This is a genomic window from Labedaea rhizosphaerae (genome assembly GCF_004362825.1).
Classification (GTDB): Bacteria; Actinomycetota; Actinomycetes; order Mycobacteriales; family Pseudonocardiaceae; genus Labedaea; species Labedaea rhizosphaerae.
Window position 1 is genome coordinate 806,815 of sequence record NZ_SNXZ01000002.1, and the last position, 21,342, is coordinate 828,156.

Annotated in this window: 16 protein-coding genes; 5 read left to right on the forward strand and 11 right to left on the reverse strand. The window is 71.0% G+C overall.

Annotated elements, in window-relative coordinates; genetic code table 11:
* Positions 1 to 8: 8 nt before the first annotated feature.
* The 9 genes from EV186_RS12875 to EV186_RS12915 are packed head-to-tail and all read right to left on the reverse strand — an operon-like array spanning position 9 to position 11,414.
* Positions 9 to 2,351, reverse strand: a complete 2,343-nt coding sequence (locus tag EV186_RS12875) for a phage baseplate assembly protein V (RefSeq protein ID WP_133849452.1) — start codon at positions 2,349 to 2,351, stop codon at positions 9 to 11.
* Positions 2,348 to 3,253 (reverse strand): LysM peptidoglycan-binding domain-containing protein, encoded by a 906-nt coding sequence (locus tag EV186_RS12880; RefSeq protein WP_133849453.1) that lies wholly within the window; start codon positions 3,251 to 3,253, stop codon positions 2,348 to 2,350. Before EV186_RS12880 ends, EV186_RS12875 begins: the two co-directional genes overlap by 4 nt.
* The gene (locus EV186_RS40480) at positions 3,250 to 4,572 is read right to left on the reverse strand and encodes a phage tail protein (protein WP_133849454.1); all 1,323 of its coding nucleotides are present in this window, start codon (positions 4,570 to 4,572) and stop codon (positions 3,250 to 3,252) included. Before EV186_RS40480 ends, EV186_RS12880 begins: the two co-directional genes overlap by 4 nt.
* 25 nt (positions 4,573 to 4,597) lie before the next feature.
* On the reverse strand, positions 4,598 to 5,071 hold the full coding sequence (locus EV186_RS12890) for a phage tail protein (RefSeq protein ID WP_133849455.1): 474 nt from the start codon (positions 5,069 to 5,071) through the stop codon (positions 4,598 to 4,600).
* A 9-nt stretch (positions 5,072 to 5,080) separates the two neighbouring features.
* Positions 5,081 to 8,770: an eCIS core domain-containing protein gene (locus EV186_RS12895; protein ID WP_133849456.1), complete on the reverse strand. Its 3,690-nt coding sequence runs from the start codon at positions 8,768 to 8,770 to the stop codon at positions 5,081 to 5,083.
* On the reverse strand, positions 8,767 to 8,955 hold the full coding sequence (locus EV186_RS12900; RefSeq protein ID WP_243754004.1) for a DUF6760 family protein: 189 nt from the start codon (positions 8,953 to 8,955) through the stop codon (positions 8,767 to 8,769). The genes EV186_RS12895 and EV186_RS12900 overlap by 4 nt, the downstream gene beginning before the upstream one ends.
* Positions 8,952 to 9,344 (reverse strand): phage tail assembly protein, encoded by a 393-nt coding sequence (locus EV186_RS12905; RefSeq protein WP_133849457.1) that lies wholly within the window; start codon positions 9,342 to 9,344, stop codon positions 8,952 to 8,954. Before EV186_RS12905 ends, EV186_RS12900 begins: the two co-directional genes overlap by 4 nt.
* A complete protein-coding gene (locus EV186_RS12910; RefSeq protein ID WP_133849458.1) occupies positions 9,341 to 9,847 on the reverse strand; it encodes a phage tail protein in 507 nt (168 codons plus the stop codon). Before EV186_RS12910 ends, EV186_RS12905 begins: the two co-directional genes overlap by 4 nt.
* A gap of 31 nt (positions 9,848 to 9,878) precedes the next feature.
* Positions 9,879 to 11,414: a phage tail sheath family protein gene (locus EV186_RS12915; RefSeq protein ID WP_133849459.1), complete on the reverse strand. Its 1,536-nt coding sequence runs from the start codon at positions 11,412 to 11,414 to the stop codon at positions 9,879 to 9,881.
* Positions 11,415 to 11,470: 56 nt separating this feature from the next.
* Between EV186_RS12915 and EV186_RS12920 the strand changes: the two genes are divergently transcribed.
* The 4 genes from EV186_RS12920 (at position 11,471) to EV186_RS12935 (ending at position 17,064) form a co-directional block, all read left to right on the forward strand.
* Positions 11,471 to 12,232 carry a Pvc16 family protein gene (locus tag EV186_RS12920; protein WP_166659154.1) on the forward strand — a complete coding sequence of 254 codons (762 nt, stop codon included), beginning with the start codon at positions 11,471 to 11,473 and terminating at the stop codon, positions 12,230 to 12,232.
* A 17-nt stretch (positions 12,233 to 12,249) separates the two neighbouring features.
* Complete coding sequence (locus EV186_RS12925; RefSeq protein WP_133849461.1) at positions 12,250 to 15,471, forward strand: CARDB domain-containing protein; 3,222 nt, start codon at positions 12,250 to 12,252, stop codon at positions 15,469 to 15,471.
* Positions 15,472 to 15,573: 102 nt separating this feature from the next.
* Positions 15,574 to 16,200: a helix-turn-helix transcriptional regulator gene (locus EV186_RS12930; RefSeq protein WP_133849462.1), complete on the forward strand. Its 627-nt coding sequence runs from the start codon at positions 15,574 to 15,576 to the stop codon at positions 16,198 to 16,200.
* Between the two features lie 141 nt (positions 16,201 to 16,341).
* Complete coding sequence (locus EV186_RS12935; RefSeq protein ID WP_133849463.1) at positions 16,342 to 17,064, forward strand: hypothetical protein; 723 nt, start codon at positions 16,342 to 16,344, stop codon at positions 17,062 to 17,064.
* Here the strand turns inward: EV186_RS12935 and EV186_RS12940 are convergent.
* Both EV186_RS12940 and EV186_RS12945 read right to left on the reverse strand, forming a co-directional pair.
* Complete coding sequence (locus EV186_RS12940) at positions 17,039 to 17,983, reverse strand: alpha/beta hydrolase (protein ID WP_133849464.1); 945 nt, start codon at positions 17,981 to 17,983, stop codon at positions 17,039 to 17,041. The two genes, EV186_RS12935 and EV186_RS12940, sit on opposite strands and share 26 nt — an antisense overlap.
* A 53-nt stretch (positions 17,984 to 18,036) precedes the next feature.
* Positions 18,037 to 20,559, reverse strand: coding sequence for an ATP-binding protein (locus EV186_RS12945; protein WP_166659155.1), 2,523 nt, complete (start codon positions 20,557 to 20,559; stop codon positions 18,037 to 18,039).
* A 277-nt stretch (positions 20,560 to 20,836) separates the two neighbouring features.
* Here EV186_RS12945 and EV186_RS12950 point away from each other — a divergent pair, with 277 nt between their 5' ends.
* A complete protein-coding gene (locus EV186_RS12950; protein ID WP_133849466.1) occupies positions 20,837 to 21,295 on the forward strand; it encodes an HNH endonuclease in 459 nt (152 codons plus the stop codon).
* Positions 21,296 to 21,342: the final 47 nt, after the last annotated feature.

A 21,342-nucleotide genomic window follows, 5' to 3' on the forward strand; every position in this document is an offset into this window, starting at 1 on the left:
GCGGACTCCTACAGTGGGATCGGCACGCCGTTGATCAGCGGCAGGCCGACGATGTTGATCGTGGGGGCGTCCAGCGTGATGGCCGTTGCGGACTTGATGAACAGGGCGGCGCCGCCGTCTATCAGCATCGAGCCTTCCTCGCCGACCGCCATGTTCAGGAAACCGTTCTGCGCCACGATGTTGATGTTCGGCAGGATCGACTCCGGCGCCCCCAGCACGGGCGAGGCCGTGATGTTGATCCCGGCGCTCACCTGGTCGATGGTGACCGCGGTCTCGCCGGTCTGCGCCCCGATCCGCACCGCGGACGCCAACGCACCGGCCGCGGGGTCGACGATGTCGATGCCGCCGTCGCTGGTGCCGCCGCCGGCGTCGAGGTCCGCACCGGTGACCGAGCCGACGTCGGCGGCCGTGGGCAGCGGCGGGATCATCGGCACGTCGTAGAACAGCAACGCATTCCCGGTGCTGGAAACGAAGCCGCGGTGGTGGACCTCGCTGACCATCCCCGGGACGATGGCGTTGCCGGAGACCGCTTCGACGGCCTCGTTGCCCGCCTCCCGGGCCAGCTCGCCGCCGAGCGCGGCGCCGGCCATGCCGCCGAGCGGTCCGGCGACCATGCCACCGAGCGCGGCGCCGGCCATCTGCCCGCCCATCATCATCCCCTCGGTGGCGAGGCCCGCCAGGCCACCGGCGAAGATCGGCCCCGACTTGGCGATGCTCCACTGGGTGAAGTTGTTCATCATCCCGCCGAGCACGTAGGGCCGGCGCACGTCGCCGAACTCGAACGCGATCAGCACCTCGTCGCCGATCTCGGGCATGAAGATCGCGCCGCTGCGCGGGCCCGAGCAGAACTGGATGTTGGGCGCCCAGTCGGTTTCGAACGTCGGGGACAGCCACGGGAGCGTGGCCTTCACCCGGCCCTTGGCGAGCGGGTCGTTGCAGTCGCTGACCACGCCGCAGACCACGCCGCTCAGCACCGGGTTGCGGTCGCTCGACCGCGTGCCCTTGGACGTCAGGCCCAGCATCGTCCGGTCCTGGCGCCCGTGCGCGGAGAAGATCACCCGGTAGCCGTACTCGGAGTCGTCGAAGACGTGCCGGGCGCGCGAGACCTGCCACTTGCCCGTGAACAGGCCCTGCACCCCCTGCACGTCGATGTCCACATTGGGCTGGATGGCCGCGTTCCCCCGCGCCTCGCCCTCGCACTCGGCGTAGGTGCTGCCGAAGTCGGTGCCGAGCGCGCGGGCCACCATCGGCCCTTCGGTGGCGATCGTGTCGTCGTTGGCGATCGGCCGGTCGACCACGATGTGCGCGGTCGGGCTGGCCGTGGGGCCGAGGAACCCGACCGGTGAGCCGAGCAGGCCGCCGGAGGCCTGGGCGAGCGTGTCGTTGACGCTGCCCTCGACCGTGTTCACGGCCGAGTCGAGCCCGCTGAGGCTCAGCGAGTCGACCACACCCTCCGCCTGTTGCATGGCCCCGTCCAGCGCCGAGCCCAGGCCACCGGAGGTGAACATCCCGCCCAGGTACGCCGCGCTGTCCACGCCTTCGGCCGGGGTGCTCACGTCGTGCGCCGACGCGGTCCGCGCCATGGGATCCCACACCCGGACCTCGACGTCGGGCGTCAGGTTCCCGGCGGTGAACCGCGGCCGGAAGCTGAGCAGGTCGTCGGGGAACTGCACGGTCACCGCGCTCATCGCGCCGCTCGCCATCTGCAGGAGGCTGCGGGCCATGCCCAGTTTCCCGCCGCCGGCCTCGACGAAGCTGTTGACGCCCGGCCGGAAGTAGAACCGCCCGTTCTCCACACCCATCTCGAACCCGATCTCCCGGGCCCGCGCCTGCAGGAACTCCCAGTCGGTCTGGTTCACCTGGGCCAGGTAGGAGTGCGTGGTGCTGGTGGCGACGACCTCGCCGATCGTCAGGCCGTTCTGCCCGGCGATCAGGTTGGCCACGTCCGCGTCGGTGACGTTCATGAAGCTGCGGCTGCGGCGGGCCCGCTGCAGCCGGTGCGCGCCGCAGTACCCGCGCACCACGGTGAGCAGGGTCATCCCCTGCACCTGCCCCTCGATCGCGGTGACGTCGCCGACGATCAACGTGCACGCCCGGGCCATGTGGTCGACCGCGATCACGGTGACCTCCGAGCCCATCTGGATGCCCGCCTTGCTCACCGCGAGACCGTCGTTGTCCATGAAGGTCAGCTCGAACATGCCCGGCAGGTGCAGGTCGTTGTCGACCACGACCCGCCGCAACCGGTGCACGGCGTCGTCGGCCAGGATCTTGCCGTCGACCGTCACGGCCGGCCGGCCTGTGGGCTCGGTGTTGGCCACGAACTCCTCTTGCTCCGACGGGTCCGGGATCATGCCGTCACCTCCAATGCCTCGCCGGGGGGCGGGAGCATCAGCGTCCGGCCCGGTTTCACCCGCAGCGGGTCGTCGATGCCGTTGGCCTCGGCGACCCACCGCCACGCGTTCGGCGACCCGTACGCACGGGTCGCGATCTGGATGACGTTCTCGCCCTGGCTCACCACGTGCTTGCTCCGGCCGGTCACGCCACCGGAGGTCGGGTTCGTGAGCGGGGCCGGCTGGGAGAACTGGACGAGGGTGAGGCTCACCTTCGCCCAGACCGGGGTCCCGCTGAAGTCGAAGCGCTGGTAGTCGACGCTGACCTTTTCCAGGTTGACCAGCTCGTTGTTCAGCGGGGCACCGAAGCCCCACATGAACCGCAGCACCGGCAGCCGGTAGTACACCGGCATCTTCAGCATCGCGTCGGCCGGGTTGATGGTCGGCTTCTTCGTCGAGGGCGTCGACCAGCCACCCGCGGTGCTGTTGCCACCCGCCATGTTCTTCAGGTAGTTCTGCCCGGCTTGCTGGATGGCGTTGGTCATCGCGTTCACGTTGTTCGCCTTGAGCGCGTCCGTCGCGGACATCGGCCGCGGCGTGGCCCACCGGATGAGCTGCTCGACGGCCAGGGTGGTGAAGCCGGCACCGAGGAAGAAGGCCTCGCTGAGCTGGAGCCGGATGTTGCCCGTCGCGCGGAGCGCGTCCTGCAGGGTCGTGGCGATCACGCCCCGGTCGGACTCGGTCTTGTTCCCCTTCTCCAGCTTCACGCCTTTGGGGTTCATGCTGAACGGCAGGATCGGGAGCAGGTCCGGGGGCACGTTCGGGTCCAGCGACGGCGGCTCGGTCGACGTCAGCGACACCGGCACGTTGCCGGTGAGGAAGCCGAGGCCCGCGTTCGCGAACTGCAGCGGGTTGATGTTCATTCGTCGTCCGCCTTGCCGATCGCGCCACTTGCCTTACCGCCACTCGCCTTGCCGCCCGCGCCGCCCACCGCGCCACCCGTGCCCACCGCGCCACCCGTGCCCATCGCGCCGCCGGATCGGCTGCTCGACGGGCCGTTCGGGACGAGGGGCGCGGCCCCGCCCGCCTCGTCCGATCCGTGCCCCGAGCTCCGGCCCGCTCCACCGCCGATCGCCGCGCTCATCGCTGGGCCCGCAGCGCCGTCGCCACCCGAATGCCCGCTCCCGGAGTGGCCGCCGCCGTCACCCGTGCCTTCACCGCCGAGGATCGCCGCGCCACCGGAGTGGCCGCGACCGCCGCCGCCCGTTCCGCCGATCGCCGCGCCGGCCGAGGGCCCGTACCCCCCACCGCCGGTGCCCACCCCGGCTGTGCCGCGCGACGGGCTGCCCATCCCGGCCGCCATCGCCCCGCCGACCATCGCGCCGCCGACAGCGGCTCCGGCCCCGCCGACCCCGCTTCCCGATCCCCGGCTCCCCGCGCCGCCCGACGCCGCGCCCACTCCGGCGCTCCGGCCCCGGTCGTCCGATCCGCCACCGGATCCCGCGTTCCCGACGCCGACCCCGCCGGCCCCTCCGCCGGCGCCACTGCCACTGCCGCCGCTGCCGCCGCTGCCGCCGCTGCCCGAGCCGGCGTCGGCGCCGGAACCCGAACCAGAACCCGAGTCCGAGCCCGAACCGCCCAGCCCCAAGCCGCCCGCAAGAGCAGCCAAGCCGCCACCGGCCAGGCTCTCCAGCATCCCGGACAGCGGATTGCCCATCGAGATCCCGTCGAGGTCCAGGAAGCCTTCGTGGTCGATCTCCAGCCGCTCGATGGCGACCTTGCTGTCACTCGCCGACATGCTCGGGCCGTACCAGCCGGCCGGGTAGGCGTTGCGCAACGTCCACGAGGCGACCGCGTCCCAGGCCGCGTCGAGCAGGGTGATCGTCACGAAGTTGGGCGAGCCGAACATCTCGTGCGCCGGGCTGTAGCCCGACAACGGGTTGAACCCCGGCTGGGCCCACGGCTGCCACCACGTCGTCAGCCAGTTCTGCACGGCCTGGCTGCTTTCCTTCTCCATCGCCCGTTCCAGCTTCACCGTCGGGTAGCTGATGTCGGCGAACAGGATCCGCTCGTAGGAGTAGTTCCCGGGGTTGTACGCCTTGTGGATCTTGGTCTTCACCTCGAGGCCCTTGCACGAGGACCAGAGACCGAGGTTCATGGCGAAGGAAAGCGTCCACACCCTGACCTGGAACCGGGCCGCCATCCCCAGCGACGGCTGCGCACCCGGTGGTGGTGTTCCCATTGGTTCTCCTCGGTCTCGAATGCGGTCAGGCCTGGGCCCGGTAGGCGCCGGTCAGGAGTCCGGAGTGGACGACCTCCAGGGTCTCCACGTACGGCTTCGCGTTGCTCGCCTCGAAGTCCGTGACCTTCCACCGGATGGGGAACATCGCCTTCAGCGTCCACGTGAGCAGTACTTGACCAGTCGCGCTGTCGACGATGTCGACGGCGCCGTCCTCGGGCAGCGCGCCGAGCCGCTGCACGTCGTCGAGCCATTGCTGCACCAGTTTGGAACCCTCGGGATCGAGGGCACGGCGCAGTTTGATCGGCTCGTACTTCTGCACCATGGCGAACTTGAAGTACTGGTCGGAATCGCCCACCCGATGATCCGCGATGCCCCACTTCACCTCGAGGCCGCTGACCGCCGCCCAGTCGCCGAGCTCGTGCGAACCGGCGCGCACGACGAACCGCTGCGCCGTGCCTTGGGCCAGCACCAGCGGGCTCTTGTTGTTGGGTTTCGCCATGCTCGCTCCTCAGCCGAAATCCATGAGGGTGCCGGACCGCTCGCGCTCGAGGAGCACGTCGTAGCGCAGCCGGGATTGCAACGTGTTGTAGATGCGCTGGGCGATCTCGTCGTAGTGGTCGAGGTCGTCGAGGTCCAGCCAGCGCCGGGGCGGGCGATCGGCGATCGCGTCGACGATGGCCGCCACCAGGTCCGCCGGCGTGTTCCCGGCCGGCACCGGTGCGGTGCCACCGCCCTTCTTCGGGCCGACAACCGGTCCACCTGGACCCCCAGGTCCGCCAAGCCCACCCGGACCGCCAGGACCACCGGGGCCGCCCGAGCCCGCGGTCCGCGCGAACATCTGCTGCAGGCCCGCCGGCGACAGGTCCGACAGGTCCGGCATGTCGTCGCTGAGCTCCGGCTTCTCGAAGCCTGGCACGGCATTGGCGAACATTCCCCACATGCCGCCCGGTCCCGCGCCGGGGATCACGTCGTCCGGGACCTCGAACGACCACTCGCCGCCCGATTCCGCCTTCTTCTCGACGTCCGCGTCTTCGTTGTCTTCCTCGTCTTCTTCGGAGTCCTCTTTGGACGTACTGGCCTCGTCGTCCTCGTCGGCGAGCTGCACCCGCCCGCCGTGCCCCGACACGACCGGCGGCGCGCCGACGCTCCCCCCGGCGACCCACTGCTCGACCGCGACGGCTTCGGCCTCCAACTGCTTGCCCGTCGTCGTCTCCAGGCCGGGCAGCGTGACGCCGAAATGCCGTTGCTGCGCGGCATGGGTCAGTTCGTGCGCCAGCAGCGGAGCCGCGTGGCCGCTGTCCATCGCGCCCGCGCTGTCCGGCAGGTGCACGACCCCGCCCGCGGTGAACGCCCGCGCCCGCAACCGGTTCGCCGTCACGGAGACGGGAGCACCCCGCCGGACCGGCACGTCGGCGATGTCGACGCCGAGCGCCCGGCGCATGGGTGCGACGAGCGCGGGCGGCGCCACGCTTTCGACGATCGAGGTGGCCGCCCGCCCCAGCGCCGCACCCATCGCGGCGATCGCGGTGGGGGCGAGCTGCGGCGTGGTGGTCAAGTCGAGCCCGCCACCAGGGTGTGGCTCCGAAATCTCTGCCACGATCTCCGAGAGGCCGCCCTGTGCGGCCGATCCCCGGTCGGCCTCGACGGGCCGAACGGCCAAGGGCAAGCCGCCCTCAGTTCCTTGCGGTGCAACGTGATCCGCGCCGAGTGCCCGCGGCGGGCTAGCCACACTCACCGGCGTCACGACGGCACGCCCGGGCATCTCCACCGGATCGCCCTGGGGTGCCGCGGCCACCGGCTCGATCAACCGGCCGGACGCGACCACGTCGCTCGACCCGGTCGGCCGCCGATCAGCCACCGGCTCATCGACAGCAGGCCTTGCCTCCTTGGGGAGCGCTGGCTCGACCACCCGCGCCGGGACGATCAGCTCCCCCGACCCGGCCCATGGCGCTGACTTCTCAGTGGCGGGCCCGCGGTTGTCCGCCACGGCGATGGGGTGGTCCTGCGCCGGCACCGGCTCGATCAGCCGCGCAGCCACAACCGGCTCACCCGACCCGTCCACGGGTGCCTCGGCGCCGCGTCGGCCGTCCCGCACGACCGGCAGCGGCAGTGGATTTCCTTGCGCTGCCACCGGTTCGACTACTTTCGTAGCCACGACGGGCGCAGCCGCATCCGGGCGCTCCACCACCGGCTCCTCGGCAGCACGCTCGGCCCGGTCCTCCGACCGACCGTGCGACGCCGTGGCCACCGGACCTACCAATCGTGCCGGCCCAGCTGGGGCGTCCGACCCGACATCGGCTGGCTCAGGCTCAGCCTCCGGACCATGGTCGTCCGACACGTCCGCCGGATTGCCCGACAACGGGGCTGCCACCGGCTCAACCGATTCCGTCACCGGCTCCGCGCGCCCGGGCTCGTCCTCGGTGCGATCGTGTCGTACCGGCTCGACCACCCGCGCGGGCACGACCAGGTCAGTCCGCTCCTCGGCCGCCACCGGGGTGCTCGGCGCCGGCACCGGCTCGATCAGCCGGGCGGACACCACGGGGTCGGCTACCGACCCGCGCGCCGGCATCGGTCCATCGGCAGGCTGAGGCCGATCCGCCGGCACCGGTTTTCCTTGCGCCGCCACCGGTCCGGCCAACGGCAGCGGCTCAACCCGATCACCGGCCGCAGGCACCACCACCTCTCGGTGGCCAGTGGCCGGCCCGTCAGCCACTCGCCCACGATCCTCGGGCGCGTCCGCCGCCTGCGCCGACACCGGCTCGATCAGCCGCGTTGGCACAACCGGTTCGCCGACCGACTTCTCCGTGCCGGACACGATCTCCGGCCGCACCTGGTTCTCCTGATCCACCACCGGCTCCGGCACGACCACATCGCTCGACCTGATCGGCGCCACCACCGGACGCTCGGCCACCGGCAGGTCGGTCGGACCCTCCGGCGGCGCAGCCACAACCGGGTCACCTAACTCGGCCATCGGCTGACCGGCGTCCCGGCTGACCGGCACCACCGCCGGCACCACCTGGGTGGTCGTCGGGGCGATCAACCGTGATGGCGCAGGGGTTTCATCCGGCTCGTCCACGACGGCCGGCGGCTCGAGCGCGGGCCGGGCCGGTTCGGCCACGGCGTGTTCGACAAAGGGAAGCGGCGCCGGAACTGGCGGGTCTTCATGCGTCCTGCCCTGCGCCACCTCGACCGGAACAGCTTCAGTCTCCTGTGGACGATCGACGACCACCGGCGCCTGCATGACCAACGGTTCCGGCTCACCCGGCGCGGCCTCTCCGGGTGAGTCGGGTGAGCCGGGCGCGTCGGGCGAGTCGGTGCTCGCCGGAGCCGCGTCGGCGCCCTCGACATGCGGCTTGCGCGGCTTGATCCTGATCCCGGCCCGCCGGCTCTCGGCGAGGCTCGGCCTTCGCCTCGGGGTCGGTGGCGCCACGTCCGGCGGTTGCGATGCGGCTTCGAAAGTGTCCGCAAGGTCGGCGACCACCGGGGCCGCAGGCGCCACGTACTCGACTGGAGCCGTTCGCTGGTAGGTGTTCGGCTCCGGCGGTGGGGTTTCGTTCGCCTCCTCGTACATCTCGGCGAGTTGCATGTCCTGCTGCCGGTACGTGATGTGCAGGTACCTCGACGGCAACTCCGGGGTTTCCGGCAGCTGCGGGGGCGGTACCGCCGCGACGATCAGTGACGGCGACGGCGACGCCGGCTCGACCACGACCGCCCGCACGGGTGGCGGCGCCAGGTCCGCGGGCGTGACCAGCTCGGGCAGGTCCCGCTCGGGCGCGACCTCGACGACCTCGGCACCCACATCGAACCACGGCTCGTCGAGCCCCGGCTCGTCGACGAACTCCCCGGCCTGGGAGTCCGCTTCCGGCCGGTCGACGGGGCGCCGCAAGGGCAGGTCGACGAGGTCGCGGCCGACCGGGGTCGCCGTCACGATTCCCTTGACACGGCCCGGGAAAAGCGGCGCGGCGCCGGCCCGCACGTCGGCGACCCGCAGCCGCTGCACCACCGAGATCGGCGCCCGGCTCAGCGTCAGCGGGGCCGCCTCCGACACGCTGGTGTGCAGTGGTGGCAGCGACCGCCACGCCGGCCGATACCGACCGCCCGAACCACCCGAATGGTCCACAGTGGACTTGACAGGAGCAGGGGCGGCGGACTCGGTCGCCTTCGGGCGGGGACGCCGCCACGGCCAGCGGATCATCATGCCACCTCCTCTGCGGACTGCCGGTCCTGGTCGACGAGCCGGGTGTTGATGTCAGCGATCTCCTTGATGACCCGCGCGCGGGTCGGGTGGTCGAGCTCCAGGATCGAGTCGAGGGACCAGTGCAGGTGGTAGGCGATGTAGACGATCTCCTCCCACAAACGGTCGGTCGACTGCGTCCCGATCACGGCGATGCCTCTCCCGTCACGTCCACGAGGAACTGGTGCCCGCACTGCGGGCACCCGACTTCGGCCTCGGTGTTGCCCTGCTGGTTCACCCGCCGGTACAGGTCCTGCAGGAACGCGAGGTCCGAGGCGAACATGTGCTCGACCACGAACCGGTCGATCACGGGCACGGTGCCGAGCTTGGTCACCGTGCGCATGATCAGGTAGATCGACAGGTACGCCGGGTTCTGCCGGACCAGCGGCTCGGCCTGCGCGGTGAGCTCGTCCTTCGCCGTGGCGAGGCGGAGCAGACCTTCCCGGTGCACCCCGCCCTGCTCGTCCACGAATCCGCGCGGCAGCTGGAACGGGTATTCGGTGCGCAACCCGGACTGCTCGGCAACAGCGACGGTCATGATGTCGGCGGCTTCCCCTTGATCTGCTCATCAAGGTTGATCTGCTCGCAGGTGAGCGTGACCTCGGCGATGGCCGTGTCGCTGCCGCCCGCCTTCATGCCGCTGATCGACAGCTTCGTCGGCCACGCGTTCACGAGGTTGTAGGCCTGTTTCGGCGTGCCGAAGGTGTCGCACAGGGTCAGCGTGCAACCGCGGCGGGCGGTCGGCTTGCCGTCGAGCACGTCCTTGTGCCACTTCCACAGCGTCAGGTCCATGTCGACACCGCGCTTGAGCGTGACGGTCGGCGGCTTGTTCTTGCCGAACTGCTTGCCGAGCGTGACCCCGAAGGAGCCGCTGGACATGTATTCGGTCGCCTCGACTTCCGAGACGATGCCGGTCAGTTCGGCGAAGGTGATCTCGCCGCCGGTCATTCCATCGAACTGAAGGTAGAACCGCGCCGCGCTGACAAGCGTGTTCGTCGGGTCCAACCGGGCGCCCTGTTGGCGTCCACCGGGCAAAGCCATTGCTCACTCCTTGCTGGGTTGGGGTGAACGCTCACTCTTCGAGCGCTGCGCCGTGCGGCATCTGGGAGATCTGGAAGACGATGAACTCGGCCGGCTTCACCGGGGCGATGCCGATCTCGATGTAGAGGTGCCCCGTGTCCTGGGACTCCGGCGGGTTGTTCTCCTCGTCGCACTTGACGTAGTAGGCCTGGTCCGCCGACCGGCCGACCAGGGCGCCGGACTGCCACATGCGCTGCAGGAAGGTGCCGACCACGCGGCGCACCGCCGACCACAGGTACTGGTCGTTGGGCTCGAAGACCACCCAGTTGGTGCCGCCGAGGATCGACTCCTCGATGAAGTTGAACAGCCGGCGCACGTTGATGTAGCGCCATTCCGGGTCGCTGGACAGGGTTCGCGCGCCCCACACCCGGATGCCCTGCCCGGGGAACGCCCGGATGCAGTTGACGCCCATGGGGTTCAGCAGCTCCTGCTCGGCGCGGCTGATCACGGTCTGCAACCCGACCACGCCGCGCACGACCTCGTTGGCGGGGGCCTTGTGTACCCCGCGGGTCTGGTCGGTGCGACCCCAGATGCCCGCCATGTGCCCGCAGGGCGGCAGCGCGATCTTCTGGCCCGTGTCCGGGTTCATGGTCTCGACCCACGGCCAGTACAGCGCCGCGTACTTCGAGTCGTAGCCCGCGATGTCGGTCCGCCAGGCCCGCACCTCCTGGGAGTTCAGCCCAGGCGGCGGGTCCAGGATGGCGACGCGGTCGGACATGAGCTCGCAGTGCGCGATCATCGCCAGCTGGACGGCCTTGAGGCCGTCGTCGTCGATGAGGCCCCGCTCGTAGGCCGACATGAGGTCCGGCGCGGCCACGATGGTGATCTCGTCGATGGCCTCGAAGCCGCCGATTCCGGTGCGGTCCAACGGATTGCCGATGTAGGTCGAGCGGGGCACCGGCGTCGGCTCGGGCGCACGGGTGGCGAGCGCGGTGACGGTGTCCTTGCGCGGCGCGGTCAGCGTGCCACCCTTGGTCTGGTCCAGCGTGATCAGCTTCGACTGCTTCTGCACCACGGTGGCCACGTTGTTCGGCCCGCGCTTCACGGTGACGTTGTCGAAGGACTCCTGGACCTTGCCGTTCTGCAGCACGTCGAGGCGGAAGTTGCCGTCGGCGGGCTCGCTCGCCTCGCCGACCGAGACGGTCAGCTCGCCCTCGTTCGCCGCCGAGATCGCCCGAACCTCGAACGCGGGGCGGCCGTCGTCGCCCGAGGCGGCCGGGATCGCGGCCTGGCCGGGCACCGGCCCGTCGCCGTTTTCCTCCATACCCGAAGGCAGTCGCATGATGAATGCGGACCCACCGCCGTTGAGGAAATAGGCGTACACCGAGTGCGGCAGGTAGGCGCCTTCGACGAACCCGCCGAAGGTGCGGGTGTACTGGGTCCAGTTGGTGATCAGGGTCGGTTCGGAAATCGGTCCCTTCTCGGCGAACCCAATGAATCCGGCCACCGCGGTGCCGACACCCTCGATGGGTTTGGACCCCGACGACACCTCTTCGACATACACACCTGGAGCCAAGTAGTTGGCCATCGAGTCTCCCAGTTCGAGCAGTTCCGACGTGAATTGAGACTGGGATCAGGTTCGCAGTGGCCCGCGCCGTCGCGCGTGGCGTCGACGCGCAACGTCACGGCCAGCCACGGCTGCACTCGAAGGCAACCGCGACTGACCGCGCGGCGGGCCACGACCACGCTGTCCGCGCCCGCGCCGCGACCGACACTCATGGCGTGCTGGCCGACCTCGCGTCCTCGATCCGCAAGTGGCTGACGGCAGAACTGCCGCCGGGCACGGCTGTCGGCTTCGAGCAGCCCATCCAGCTGGCGAAGGCCCAGCGCCCACCGCGGGCCGGGCTGGTCAACGTGTTCCAGTACGGGATCGCCGACGCCCCGGTCGGCATGCCGGCCGCCCGGATAAGGATGCGCAACGAGGACGGCCGGGTCACCGGCTCCATGGCGCCGGTCCACTTCTACCACGTGTCGTACCTGGTCACGACGTGGGCGACGGACACGGAGAAGGAGCAGGAGCTGCTGGGCGCGGTGCTCGAGGCGCACGCCGACGAGGACGTGCTGGGCCCGGACCACCTCTGCGGGAGCCTCGCCGGTCAGAGCGCCGGGCTCCCGGTGCGGCTCGGCTGGTCCCCGGTCAGCGGCGGTCCCGACCTGTGGGGCGCGCTCGGCGTCCCCATGCGTTCGGCCGTCGACATGACGATCACCGCCCCCGCCCTGCCGTCGCGGCTGCGCAAGCCCGCGCCGCTGGTGGAGGCGGCCGTGCTCGACGTGCACGACTCCGTGCAGAGACCGCTGGAGACGCCCCAGCCCCGGTGGCGCCGAACGTCCATCACCGAGCACTGACAGCTCAGGGAGTGCCCATGCCCCGGTACACGGTCGTCTTCTTCCTGCTGCTGTTGCTGGCGGCGCCGCTGGGGCTCACACAGTCCACACCGGACTCCTCGCGAGCCCCGGCCGAGCACGTGGCGGACGAGAGCACCGACCCGCTGAGCCCCACCGTGCAGCCGACCTACCGGGACGCGGTGTACGGCGACGTCGTCATGGCGGGCAACAGCGTGCTGCGCTGCCCGACCGGCGACGAGACCGCGGGCGACAACTCCCCCGCCGACTGCAAGGCCGCGACCCGGGGCCAGGGTCCGTCGAGCAGTGCGTTGCTCGACAACAGCGGCAACAACGACGGCTACTACATGTACCTGGCCGACCGCGACGACCGCGCGGAGACCTTCGACTCCAGCAGTGCCGAGGTGACCATCCCCGACGGCGCGACCGTGAAGTACGCGCAGCTCAACTGGGGCGGGCACACCGGGACCTTCCTCGGCTTCGCCGGCATCAACTGCATCCGCCCGATATTGCTGCAAGGCGAGGCGCCGCCCCCGCCGGCCGCGCCGTCACCCGAGACGCAGCAGGTGGACCTCTCCGTCGACGGCGGCGATCCGATCACCCGCGGCCCCGACCATTTCCGGACCACCGACGGGCTGGCCGAGCCGAGCCGGATCTACACGGCCTGGTCCGACGTGACGGACGCGTTCGCGCACGCGCCCACCGGCAAGGCGATCACGCTGTCGGTGAGCAACGTGTGGGCGCCGACGGGACCCGGGTGCGCGGGCGGCTGGTCGATCGAGGTGGTCTACGACTACGGCCAACCGCACGGCGACCAGCAGGCCCCACGCGTGATCGACATCTACGCCGACGACATGCCGAGCAGCTCGGCCCTGCTGGCCGGGCTCATCGAGCCACTGCTGCCCGGCGTCCCGCCGCTGGTGGACAACCTGCTACCCGGCCTCACGCCCGCGTTGACCGGCACGAGCGTCACCCTCCCCGGGGTGGCCCGCAACCGGTCCACGGCGGCCACCGTGCTCGGGGTGACGGCGTTCGACGGCGACTGGCGCCAGGGCGGCGACACGTTCACCGTCGACGACCAGCCCGCCACCGAGCCCTGTTCCGGCCAGTCCACTTCGGACTTCTTCCGGTCCTGCGCCCTGGGCGCGCTCGACCCGCTCGACCCGGCGACGCACCCGGTCAACAACATGAGCGTGGACGCGAAGACGGTGCAGCCGGCGCTGACCGACAACGGCAGCGGCGACATCAAGGTGGGCGTGAACAGCGTCGAGGACTTCGTCGTCGTGCAGAGCATCGTGCTGGCCGAGACCGTCGCACCGCAGGTGTCGGTGCAGATGACCGGGCCCGCGCAGGCTGTGACCCAGGGCGACCTGGCCACCTTCCAGGTGCAGGTGAGCAACACCGGCTCGCTCCCGTTGAGCGATCTCAGCCTGCACCTGGTCACCCGCGACGACGGCAACGCCGACAGCGACGACGACGGCATCCGGTGCACGCCAACGACCCTGCCCGCGCTGCAACCCGGTGAGTCGACCCCGGTCACCTGCGTCCAGCCGGCCCGCGTGCAGCCCCAGTTCACCACCGAGGCGACGGTGACCGGGACCTACCTGACCGGCACGACCGGCGGCAAGAACACCGTGAGCGCCACGGCGAGCGCGACCGTGCAGGTGCTGCCCGCGCCGTACACGGTGGAGCGGGTGCCGGACAAGCTCGCGGTCGGCGAGGGCAAGCCGGTGACGTTCTCGGTGCGGTTGACCAACAACACCGAGAGCGACCTGACCGACGTCGTCTACCAGGACGTGGTCGGCGGCGCGGCGACGGACTGCAAGGCGCCGGGAACCACGCTGTCGCCGGGCAAACCGATGGTGTTCGACTGCGTCACCCTTGCCCCCGCACAGAACTTCGACAGCTACGGCGTCATGACCGGGACCGGGCAGGGCCAGCCGGTGACGGCGCGGAGCCAGCAGGTGACCGTGACCGTCATCCACCCGGCGGTCACCGTCAAGACCACCGCCGACAAGGACACCCTGTACCTCGGCGACACGGTCGGCCTGACGTTCGACGTGACCAACACCGGGACGCAGGCCTCGGAGACGCTCACGGACATCGCGGTGTCCATTCCGGACACTTGCAAGGCCCCCGTGATCCCGTCGCTGGACCCGGGCGCGTCGGTCCAGGTCAAGTGCACGGCCCGGCCGACCAAGACCGGGCAGGTCGAGCTGACCGCGAAGGCCGCGGCCGCGGACATCAACGGCGACCCGGTGACCGGCACCGCGGACCCGGTGACGCTGACCGTGCTGCAGCCGTTGATCACCCTGGCCCAGGCGGTCGACCAGCCCATCGTGCGACTCGGCAACCAGGCCAAGGTGACCTTCACCGTCACGCACACCGGCACCGCCGCGGACGGGCCCGTGACCGGCGTCAAGGTGTCGAGCCCGACCCTGCCGGACTGCTCCCCCGCCCCGCTCGCGCAGTTGGAGCCGGGCAAGAGCGCCACCTTCGAGTGCACGGCCAAACCCGACCGCACCTTCGACAACCAGGCCGTGGCCACGGCCACCGACGGCGCGAACCGCGCGATGCGGGTCGGCACCAAGCCGCTGCGGGTCAACGTGATCAACCCGTCGCTGACCATCAGCACGACGGTCGACCCACCGCAGGCCAAGCACGGCGAGCAGGTCGACTTCTCGGTGACCGTGCACAACGTGGGCGACGTGGCCATGGACGTCGACGTGCACAACGACACCGCCAAGGACTGCGACTTCCCGCCGCTGCACGGCGACACGAGCCTGCACGCGGGTGCGGCCTACGGCATGAAGTGCACCGTCACCACGCCGGCCGACGAGAGCGTCACCGAATTCAACGACACGGCGTCGTACACGGCCGCGCCCGTGGCGGCCCTCGGGGACACCGGTGAGCCGCTGACCGGGGCCGACGGCGCTACGGTGACGTTGGAGCCGGGCAAGGCCGCGCCCAAGCCCGGGACGGGGGTGGACCCGGTGACCGGCGCCGGCGCCACCGGAGGCTCAGGCGGCACCGGCGGTTCGGGTAGCTCCAACGGCGGCTCGGGCGGTTCGAACGGCTCCGGCGGCTCGGGCGGTCCTGGTCACCTGGCATGGACGGGCGTGTCGACCACGATGCCTCTCGTGGCGGGTATCAGCTTGCTGGCCATCGGCATCATCACCGTCGCCGTGACCGCGCGCCGGCGCGACGACTCGTTCTGGTCGCGGTGGTGGCCCGGCAACTGACCACACCGGACTGCTCGGCTCGTGTTGAGCGCTTGTTGAGCGGCCGCCGAAGAATGTTCCCCAGCGGGCAAATTCGGCGGCCCTTGACGGCGGAGGTGGCACATGCTCGAGCGAATCCCGGTACAGGTGCGTGGTCTGGACCCGATCTCCGAGGCCGGGGTCGTCACCCAGCTCAAATCGCGTCCGGAGCTGTCGGTCATCACCGGAACGGACGAACGGACCCCGTCGGTCGCGGTGGTCGTGGTCGACTCGATCACCCCGTCGGCGCTCGACCTGATCCGCGCGTTGCGGGCTCGGGGCAGCGAACGCGTGATCGCGGTCCTGTCCAGCGCCGACGACTCGTCGTTGTTGTCCGCGGTCGAGGCCGGCGTGTGCGGCGTGGTCTCCCGCGCCGAGGCGACGCCCGAGCGCCTCACCAACGCCATCGAGCACGCGGCGGCGATGGAAGGCGTGTTGTCCCCGCGCCTGCTGGGCCGGCTGCTCAACCAGGTCTCGCGGCTGCAGAACCACGTGCTGGCCCCACGGGGCTGGCGGCTCACGGGGATCTCCGACCGGGAGGCGACGGTGCTGCGGCTTATCGCGCAGGGCAAGGAGATCAAGGAGATCGCCGCGGAACTGTCCTATTCGGAACGCACGATCAAGAACACCTTGCACGACGTGGTGACCCGGTTCCACCTGCGCAACCGAACCCATGCCGTGGCCTTCGCTTTGCAGGAAGGCTTGATTTGATCGGCGCGGTCCGAGTAACGGCGGCGCGCTTGCGAGCGAGTACCGGCTAGCGGGTAAACCGCAGCATCGGAGGACGCCATGACACACACGGCACCACCAACCCAGGCCGGCGAGAGTCCCAACGGCGAGAAAATTCCGCGGGTGGTGCCGCCGAAAGGCCCCGACACCGAGGACGAACCGTCCGAGCGCAGGCCGAAGCTCCTCTTCACCCGGCGCCAGTTGGGCATCACGGTGCTGCTCGTCCTGACGTACTGGATCATGGTCTTCATCCTGCCGGAGCACCGGCTGGACGAGGCGTGGCCCATTCAAACCCTGGCCTACCTCGGCGCAGCCATCGTGATGGTGATCTCCAGTGCGGCGATGCGCCAGGGCGGCAAGTGGCGGGCACCCGAGATCCTGGCGATTCCCGCCTTCGTGCTGTTCCTCGACGGCCTGCTGGTGCTGGGATTGACCGGCGTCGTGCACTTCGTCCCGGAGCTGAAGTTCGCGATGGCCGTCGGTGGTGGCGCGATCGCCGCCTTCCTGCTCGGGATCGTCATCTTCGACACGGTGCGGGTCGCCGCATCCTTGCCGATCGTGGTGCTGTTCATCGGCATGGTGACCTACCCGGTCGAGATCGCGGGCTTCGCCGACAACCGGTCGCAGGTGATCATCTGGATGGGCGTCATCCTCGGCGTGTCGGCGGCCGCGGAGGGCGCCACGCAAACGGCCAAGGTGATCGGGCGCGCACAGATCACCAAGGCCATGATCGCCGACAAGAGCACGCCCACACCCGATCTCGGCAAGACGCTCTCGGCTTACGCCGACGACACCAGCGGCGATCTGGTCGCCTCCCACCTCAAGAGCGTGGCGCAGGAGAACTGATCTGCCGCAGCAGGTCGGCGACGTCGCGGGCGAAGCGATCGGCAGCCTCGCCCGCGGCCGGCGAGATCTCGTCCAGCATCAGGAAGTTGTGGATCAGGCCGGGTTCGTCGCGGTAGCGGACGAGAACGTGCTCCGCGGCCACCCGGTCGGCGAACGCCTTGCCCTCGTCGTGCAACTGGTCGTGTTCGGCGGTCACGACGATGGTGGGCGGAAGGGTGCCCAGCGCGTCACTGCGCAGCGGGCTCACGCCCGGCGCCGACCACTGGGCCCGGTCGGGCACCCACTGGTGGTTGAAGAACTCGGTCACCTCGAGGTCCAGCCCGAAGCCGTGTCCTTTGTGGACACGCGACGGGTAGTCGCCGGCCAGGTCGGTGTTGGCGTAGCAGAGCGCGAGCACATCGGGCCGGTGCGCCGGCATCTCGCGCGCCAGCCGCAGCGTCGCCTGCGCCGCGACCGTGCCGCCCGCGCTGTCCCCGCCGACCGCGACCGCGCTCGCCCGGAAGCCGAGTTCGGCGGGCGCCGCGGTGAGCCACACGATCGCCTCGACGGCGTCGTCGATGGCGGCGGGCCAGGGGTGCTCGGGCGCGAGCCGGTAGTCCACGAGGAACACCGACACCCCGGATGCGGCGGCCAGCCGCCGGCACACCCGGTCGAAGGGTGTGACACCACCGATCGACCAGCCGCCCCCAATCGACCAGCCACCACCGTGCAACCACACGAGCACCGGACCTTCGGCCGTGTCGTCGGGCCGGTAGACCCGCCCGGCCGGCACGTCGAAGACCCGGGCGAACTCCGGGCCGCGGCCACGCGCCCGGGCACGCGCGTCCACACCCGCTCGCATGGCGGCTACGTCGAGCGGGCCGAGCGAGGCATTGGCGACGAACCCGGCAATGCCCGAGTCGGCGAAATCCGAAGGCACGCCTGGAGACCCTACCCCGTTCTCGAACGCACCCAGCGGATCCACTGTGGACCTCAGCGCAGGCCCAGCGCGGCCTCCGTGACGCCGAGTTCGGCCATCAGTTCGGCACACCGCCGCTCGTACCGGCGTGCCCCGTCGACGTCGCCGGCCCCGCCCCGGGCGAGTTGCAGTCGGGCGAGGACGGTGAGCACCTGGATGGGTGCCCCGATCTCCTGCCAGACCGCCAGCGATTCGTCCAGGGCGCTCGTGGCGTCCTCGTAGCGCTCTTCGGCGAGCGCCACCTCGCCGCGGGTGCGCAGGGCCGCCGCGCGCAGGTAGCCGTTGTCCAGGACCCGCGCCGCCACCAGCACCTGGTCGACCAGCTCGGCGGCCTCGGCCAGCTGCCCGGCGCGCAGGCGTTGGTCGGCCCGGACGAGCTCCATGTACGCGGTCCCGGTGTCGTCGCCGATGGACGTGGTCAACCGCATCGCCTCGTCCAGGATCCGGTCGGCCTGGTCGAGCAGGCCGACGTGCACCGACGCCTCGGCGTAGCGGTGCAGGACGAGTGCGCCTTCGCGCGAGTCGCGCAGGGGCCCCAGCACCGTCAACGCTTCCTCGTAGAGCGGCAGCGCCCGCCGCGTCTCGCCGATGTCGAAGTACACGTTGGCGAGGCCCGTCAAGCAGCCGGCCAGCAACTGGTCGTTGACCGGTCCCGCCCGGGCCGCGTCCCGCGCGGCGACCAGGTACTCGGTCGCGGCGCCGAAGTCGCCGAGCATCCGGGCGGCCCGCCCGGCCTGCCACAACGCCTCGACCTCCGCCTCGCGGTCCCCGAGGCGGCGCGCGAGCGTGCGGCGTTGTTCGGCGATGCCCGGCAGGTCGTCCAGGTGGTCGAGCTGCGCACAGGCCTCGTACCAGGCCGACAACACCCGCAGCGCCAGCGGACCGGTGAGTTCGCAAGCGGCGGCCCGGCGGAACATCCGCTCGCGTTCGGCGTCGTACGCGCGCAACGTCATGAAGCCGGACAGGCACAACGACAGCGGACCCGCCAGCTCCGCCACCCCGCGCTCGCAGGCGTCGTCGAACGCGGCGAGGAGGCCGGGGAGCTCGAGCTGGAACCACTCGTCGTCCAGGGTCGCGATCGCCCCGCCGGGGCGGTCGGGCAGGGTCAGGCCGTCGGCGTAGTGCGTGCCGTGCGGGACCGCCTTGTCCGCGCGCCCGGCCAGGGCCAGCCACCCGGCGACCAGCCGGTTCGCCGCCGCTTCCCGTTGCGGCGCGGGCTCTTCGGCATCGCACCGCTCACGCGCGAAGTCGGCCAGCAGGTCGTGCAGCTGGTACCGCGCCTGGCCCACGCCGTCGCGGCCGGCCGGCTCGACCAGATGCACCTCGACGAGCCGGTCGAGCACGTCGTGGGCCGGCGCGCCGAGCAACTCCCCCGCGACCCAGGCGGGCCAGGTGGCGACGCGGATCAGGCCGAGCAACCGGAACAGCCGCCGGGCGCGGTCGTCGAGCAGTTGGTAGCTCAACGCGAGCGTGGCCCGGACGTCGAGATCGGCGTGGGCGAGCTCGTCGAGCCGGCCGCGGACCTCGGTGAGCCGCTGCTCGAACTCGGCCAGCGTCCAGTCCGGGTGGGTGGCCAGCCGCGAGGCCGCCACGCACACGGCCAGCGGCAGGTTCCCGCACAGGTGCAGGATCCGCGCCGCGGCACCGGGTTCCGCGGCCACGCGGTCGGGCCCGAGCAGCCGGGCGAACAACGCGAGCGCGTCGGCGTCGGCGATCGTGGAAACGCTCCACCGCACCGCGTCGAACAGGCCACCGAACGCCCGTCGTGACGTGATGAGCACCCCGCAGGTCGGGCTGGCGGGCAGCAGCGGGCGCACCTGCCGTTCGTCCGCGGCGTCGTCGAACAACAGCAGGACCCGCTTGCCCGCCAACGCGCTGCGGTACATCCCGAGCCGCTCGTCCGGGTCGTCCGGCACCTGCGGCCCGGGCACGCCGAGGGCCCGCAGGATCCGCCCGGCGACCACGTGGCTGTCGACCGGATCGGGGTGCGCGCCGCGCAGGTCGACGTACACCTGGCCGTCCGGGAACGCGCCGCTGACCGCGTGCGCGACCGCCACGGCCAGCACCGTCTTGCCCGCGCCACCCGGGCCGACGAGGACCACCGGCCGGACGACCTCGTCGTCGTTGTCCTGCACCGCTTTCGCGAGCGCCTCGACGTCGACCTCCCGGCCGTGCAGCCGGGTGGCCGGCGGCAGCTGGCGCGGCACGAGCAGCGGCGCCGCGTTCGCGGCCCGGCCGCCGGTGGCGCCGGTGACCCGGAACCACGCCTCGGCCCACCGCGCCTGGTCGTCCTCGGCCGCGCCGAGCGAGATGACCAGTCGGTCGAGCACGTCGACCGGGATGAGCGTGCGGCCGGTCATGTAGTTGTGCATGGTCGAGCGGGGCAGGCCGACCCGCTCGGCGAGGTCGCTGAGGCTGAGCTTCGCCTTGCCGGTCCCCTGCGCCGCCCGGCGCCGCAGCGCGTCGAGCTCGCGGACGAGGTCGTCGTGGCTCTGAACCGAGTCCAGGTCCAGGCTGCTCACCACGCGCCGGTCCACGTCACACGCTCCTCGCGCCTCGTCCGAGACACGCATCCTCGCATTGCCCACCGACGAACGCGGACCGGCTCGGTGGGCCCGCCCGGTTCGTCGGCCATGCCGAGACCGCCGGACAAGAGGTAGCGCGGCTCGAGCAGAACGGATTTCACCCGCTCGTCATGCCCGCCACCTGCGAAATGACATTGACGGTATTCCGGGAACGGGACAGAATAATAACCGGTAAATGGATTTGACAGGCGATGGGAAGTCGATTTCGGGCGAATGGGAGGTGTCCGCCATGGGGGTACTCGTGCTCAACGCGGGCATGGAACCGCTGCACACCGTGTCCGTGCCGCACGCGGTGCGGATGCTGATGCGCAACGTGGCCGAGATCCACGAGGCCGAAACCGGCTCCAAGTTCGGTCACTTCCCGCTGCCCAAGGTCGTCCGCCTCGTCCGCTACGTCGTGATGCAGTGGCGCTACAAGCACCCGCCGCGGTGGTCCAGACGCGGGGTGCTGCGCCGTGACGACTTCAAGTGTGCGTACTGCGGCAAGCACGCCGACACCGTCGACCACGTCGTCCCGCTCTCGCGCGGTGGTGAGCGGACCAGCTGGCTGAACACCGTCGCCTGCTGCGGTGGCAGCTCGCGCAGCTGCAACGCCCGCAAGGCCAACCGGCTGCCCGCCGAGGCCGGCATGCACCTGCGCGTGAAGCCGCGCGTGCCGGCGTGGACCGAGGTCTACGGCCCGGCGTGACGAAGGCTCCCGGCCCGCCACCACCGCGGGTCGGGAGCCGTCCGGCC

Coding starts and splice junctions, on each gene's coding strand:
- EV186_RS12875 (WP_133849452.1), bottom strand. CDS start 2,351: ATGATCCCGGACCCGTCGGAGCAAGAGGAGTTCGTGGCCAACACCGAG.
- EV186_RS12930 (WP_133849462.1), top strand. CDS start 15,574: ATGCTCGAGCGAATCCCGGTACAGGTGCGTGGTCTGGACCCGATCTCC.
- EV186_RS12915 (WP_133849459.1), bottom strand. CDS start 11,414: ATGGCCAACTACTTGGCTCCAGGTGTGTATGTCGAAGAGGTGTCGTCG.
- EV186_RS40480 (WP_133849454.1), bottom strand. CDS start 4,572: ATGGGAACACCACCACCGGGTGCGCAGCCGTCGCTGGGGATGGCGGCC.
- EV186_RS12890 (WP_133849455.1), bottom strand. CDS start 5,071: ATGGCGAAACCCAACAACAAGAGCCCGCTGGTGCTGGCCCAAGGCACG.
- EV186_RS12910 (WP_133849458.1), bottom strand. CDS start 9,847: ATGGCTTTGCCCGGTGGACGCCAACAGGGCGCCCGGTTGGACCCGACG.
- EV186_RS12950 (WP_133849466.1), top strand. CDS start 20,837: ATGGGGGTACTCGTGCTCAACGCGGGCATGGAACCGCTGCACACCGTG.
- EV186_RS12880 (WP_133849453.1), bottom strand. CDS start 3,253: ATGAACATCAACCCGCTGCAGTTCGCGAACGCGGGCCTCGGCTTCCTC.
- EV186_RS12925 (WP_133849461.1), top strand. CDS start 12,250: ATGCCCCGGTACACGGTCGTCTTCTTCCTGCTGCTGTTGCTGGCGGCG.
- EV186_RS12895 (WP_133849456.1), bottom strand. CDS start 8,770: ATGATGATCCGCTGGCCGTGGCGGCGTCCCCGCCCGAAGGCGACCGAG.
- EV186_RS12905 (WP_133849457.1), bottom strand. CDS start 9,344: ATGACCGTCGCTGTTGCCGAGCAGTCCGGGTTGCGCACCGAATACCCG.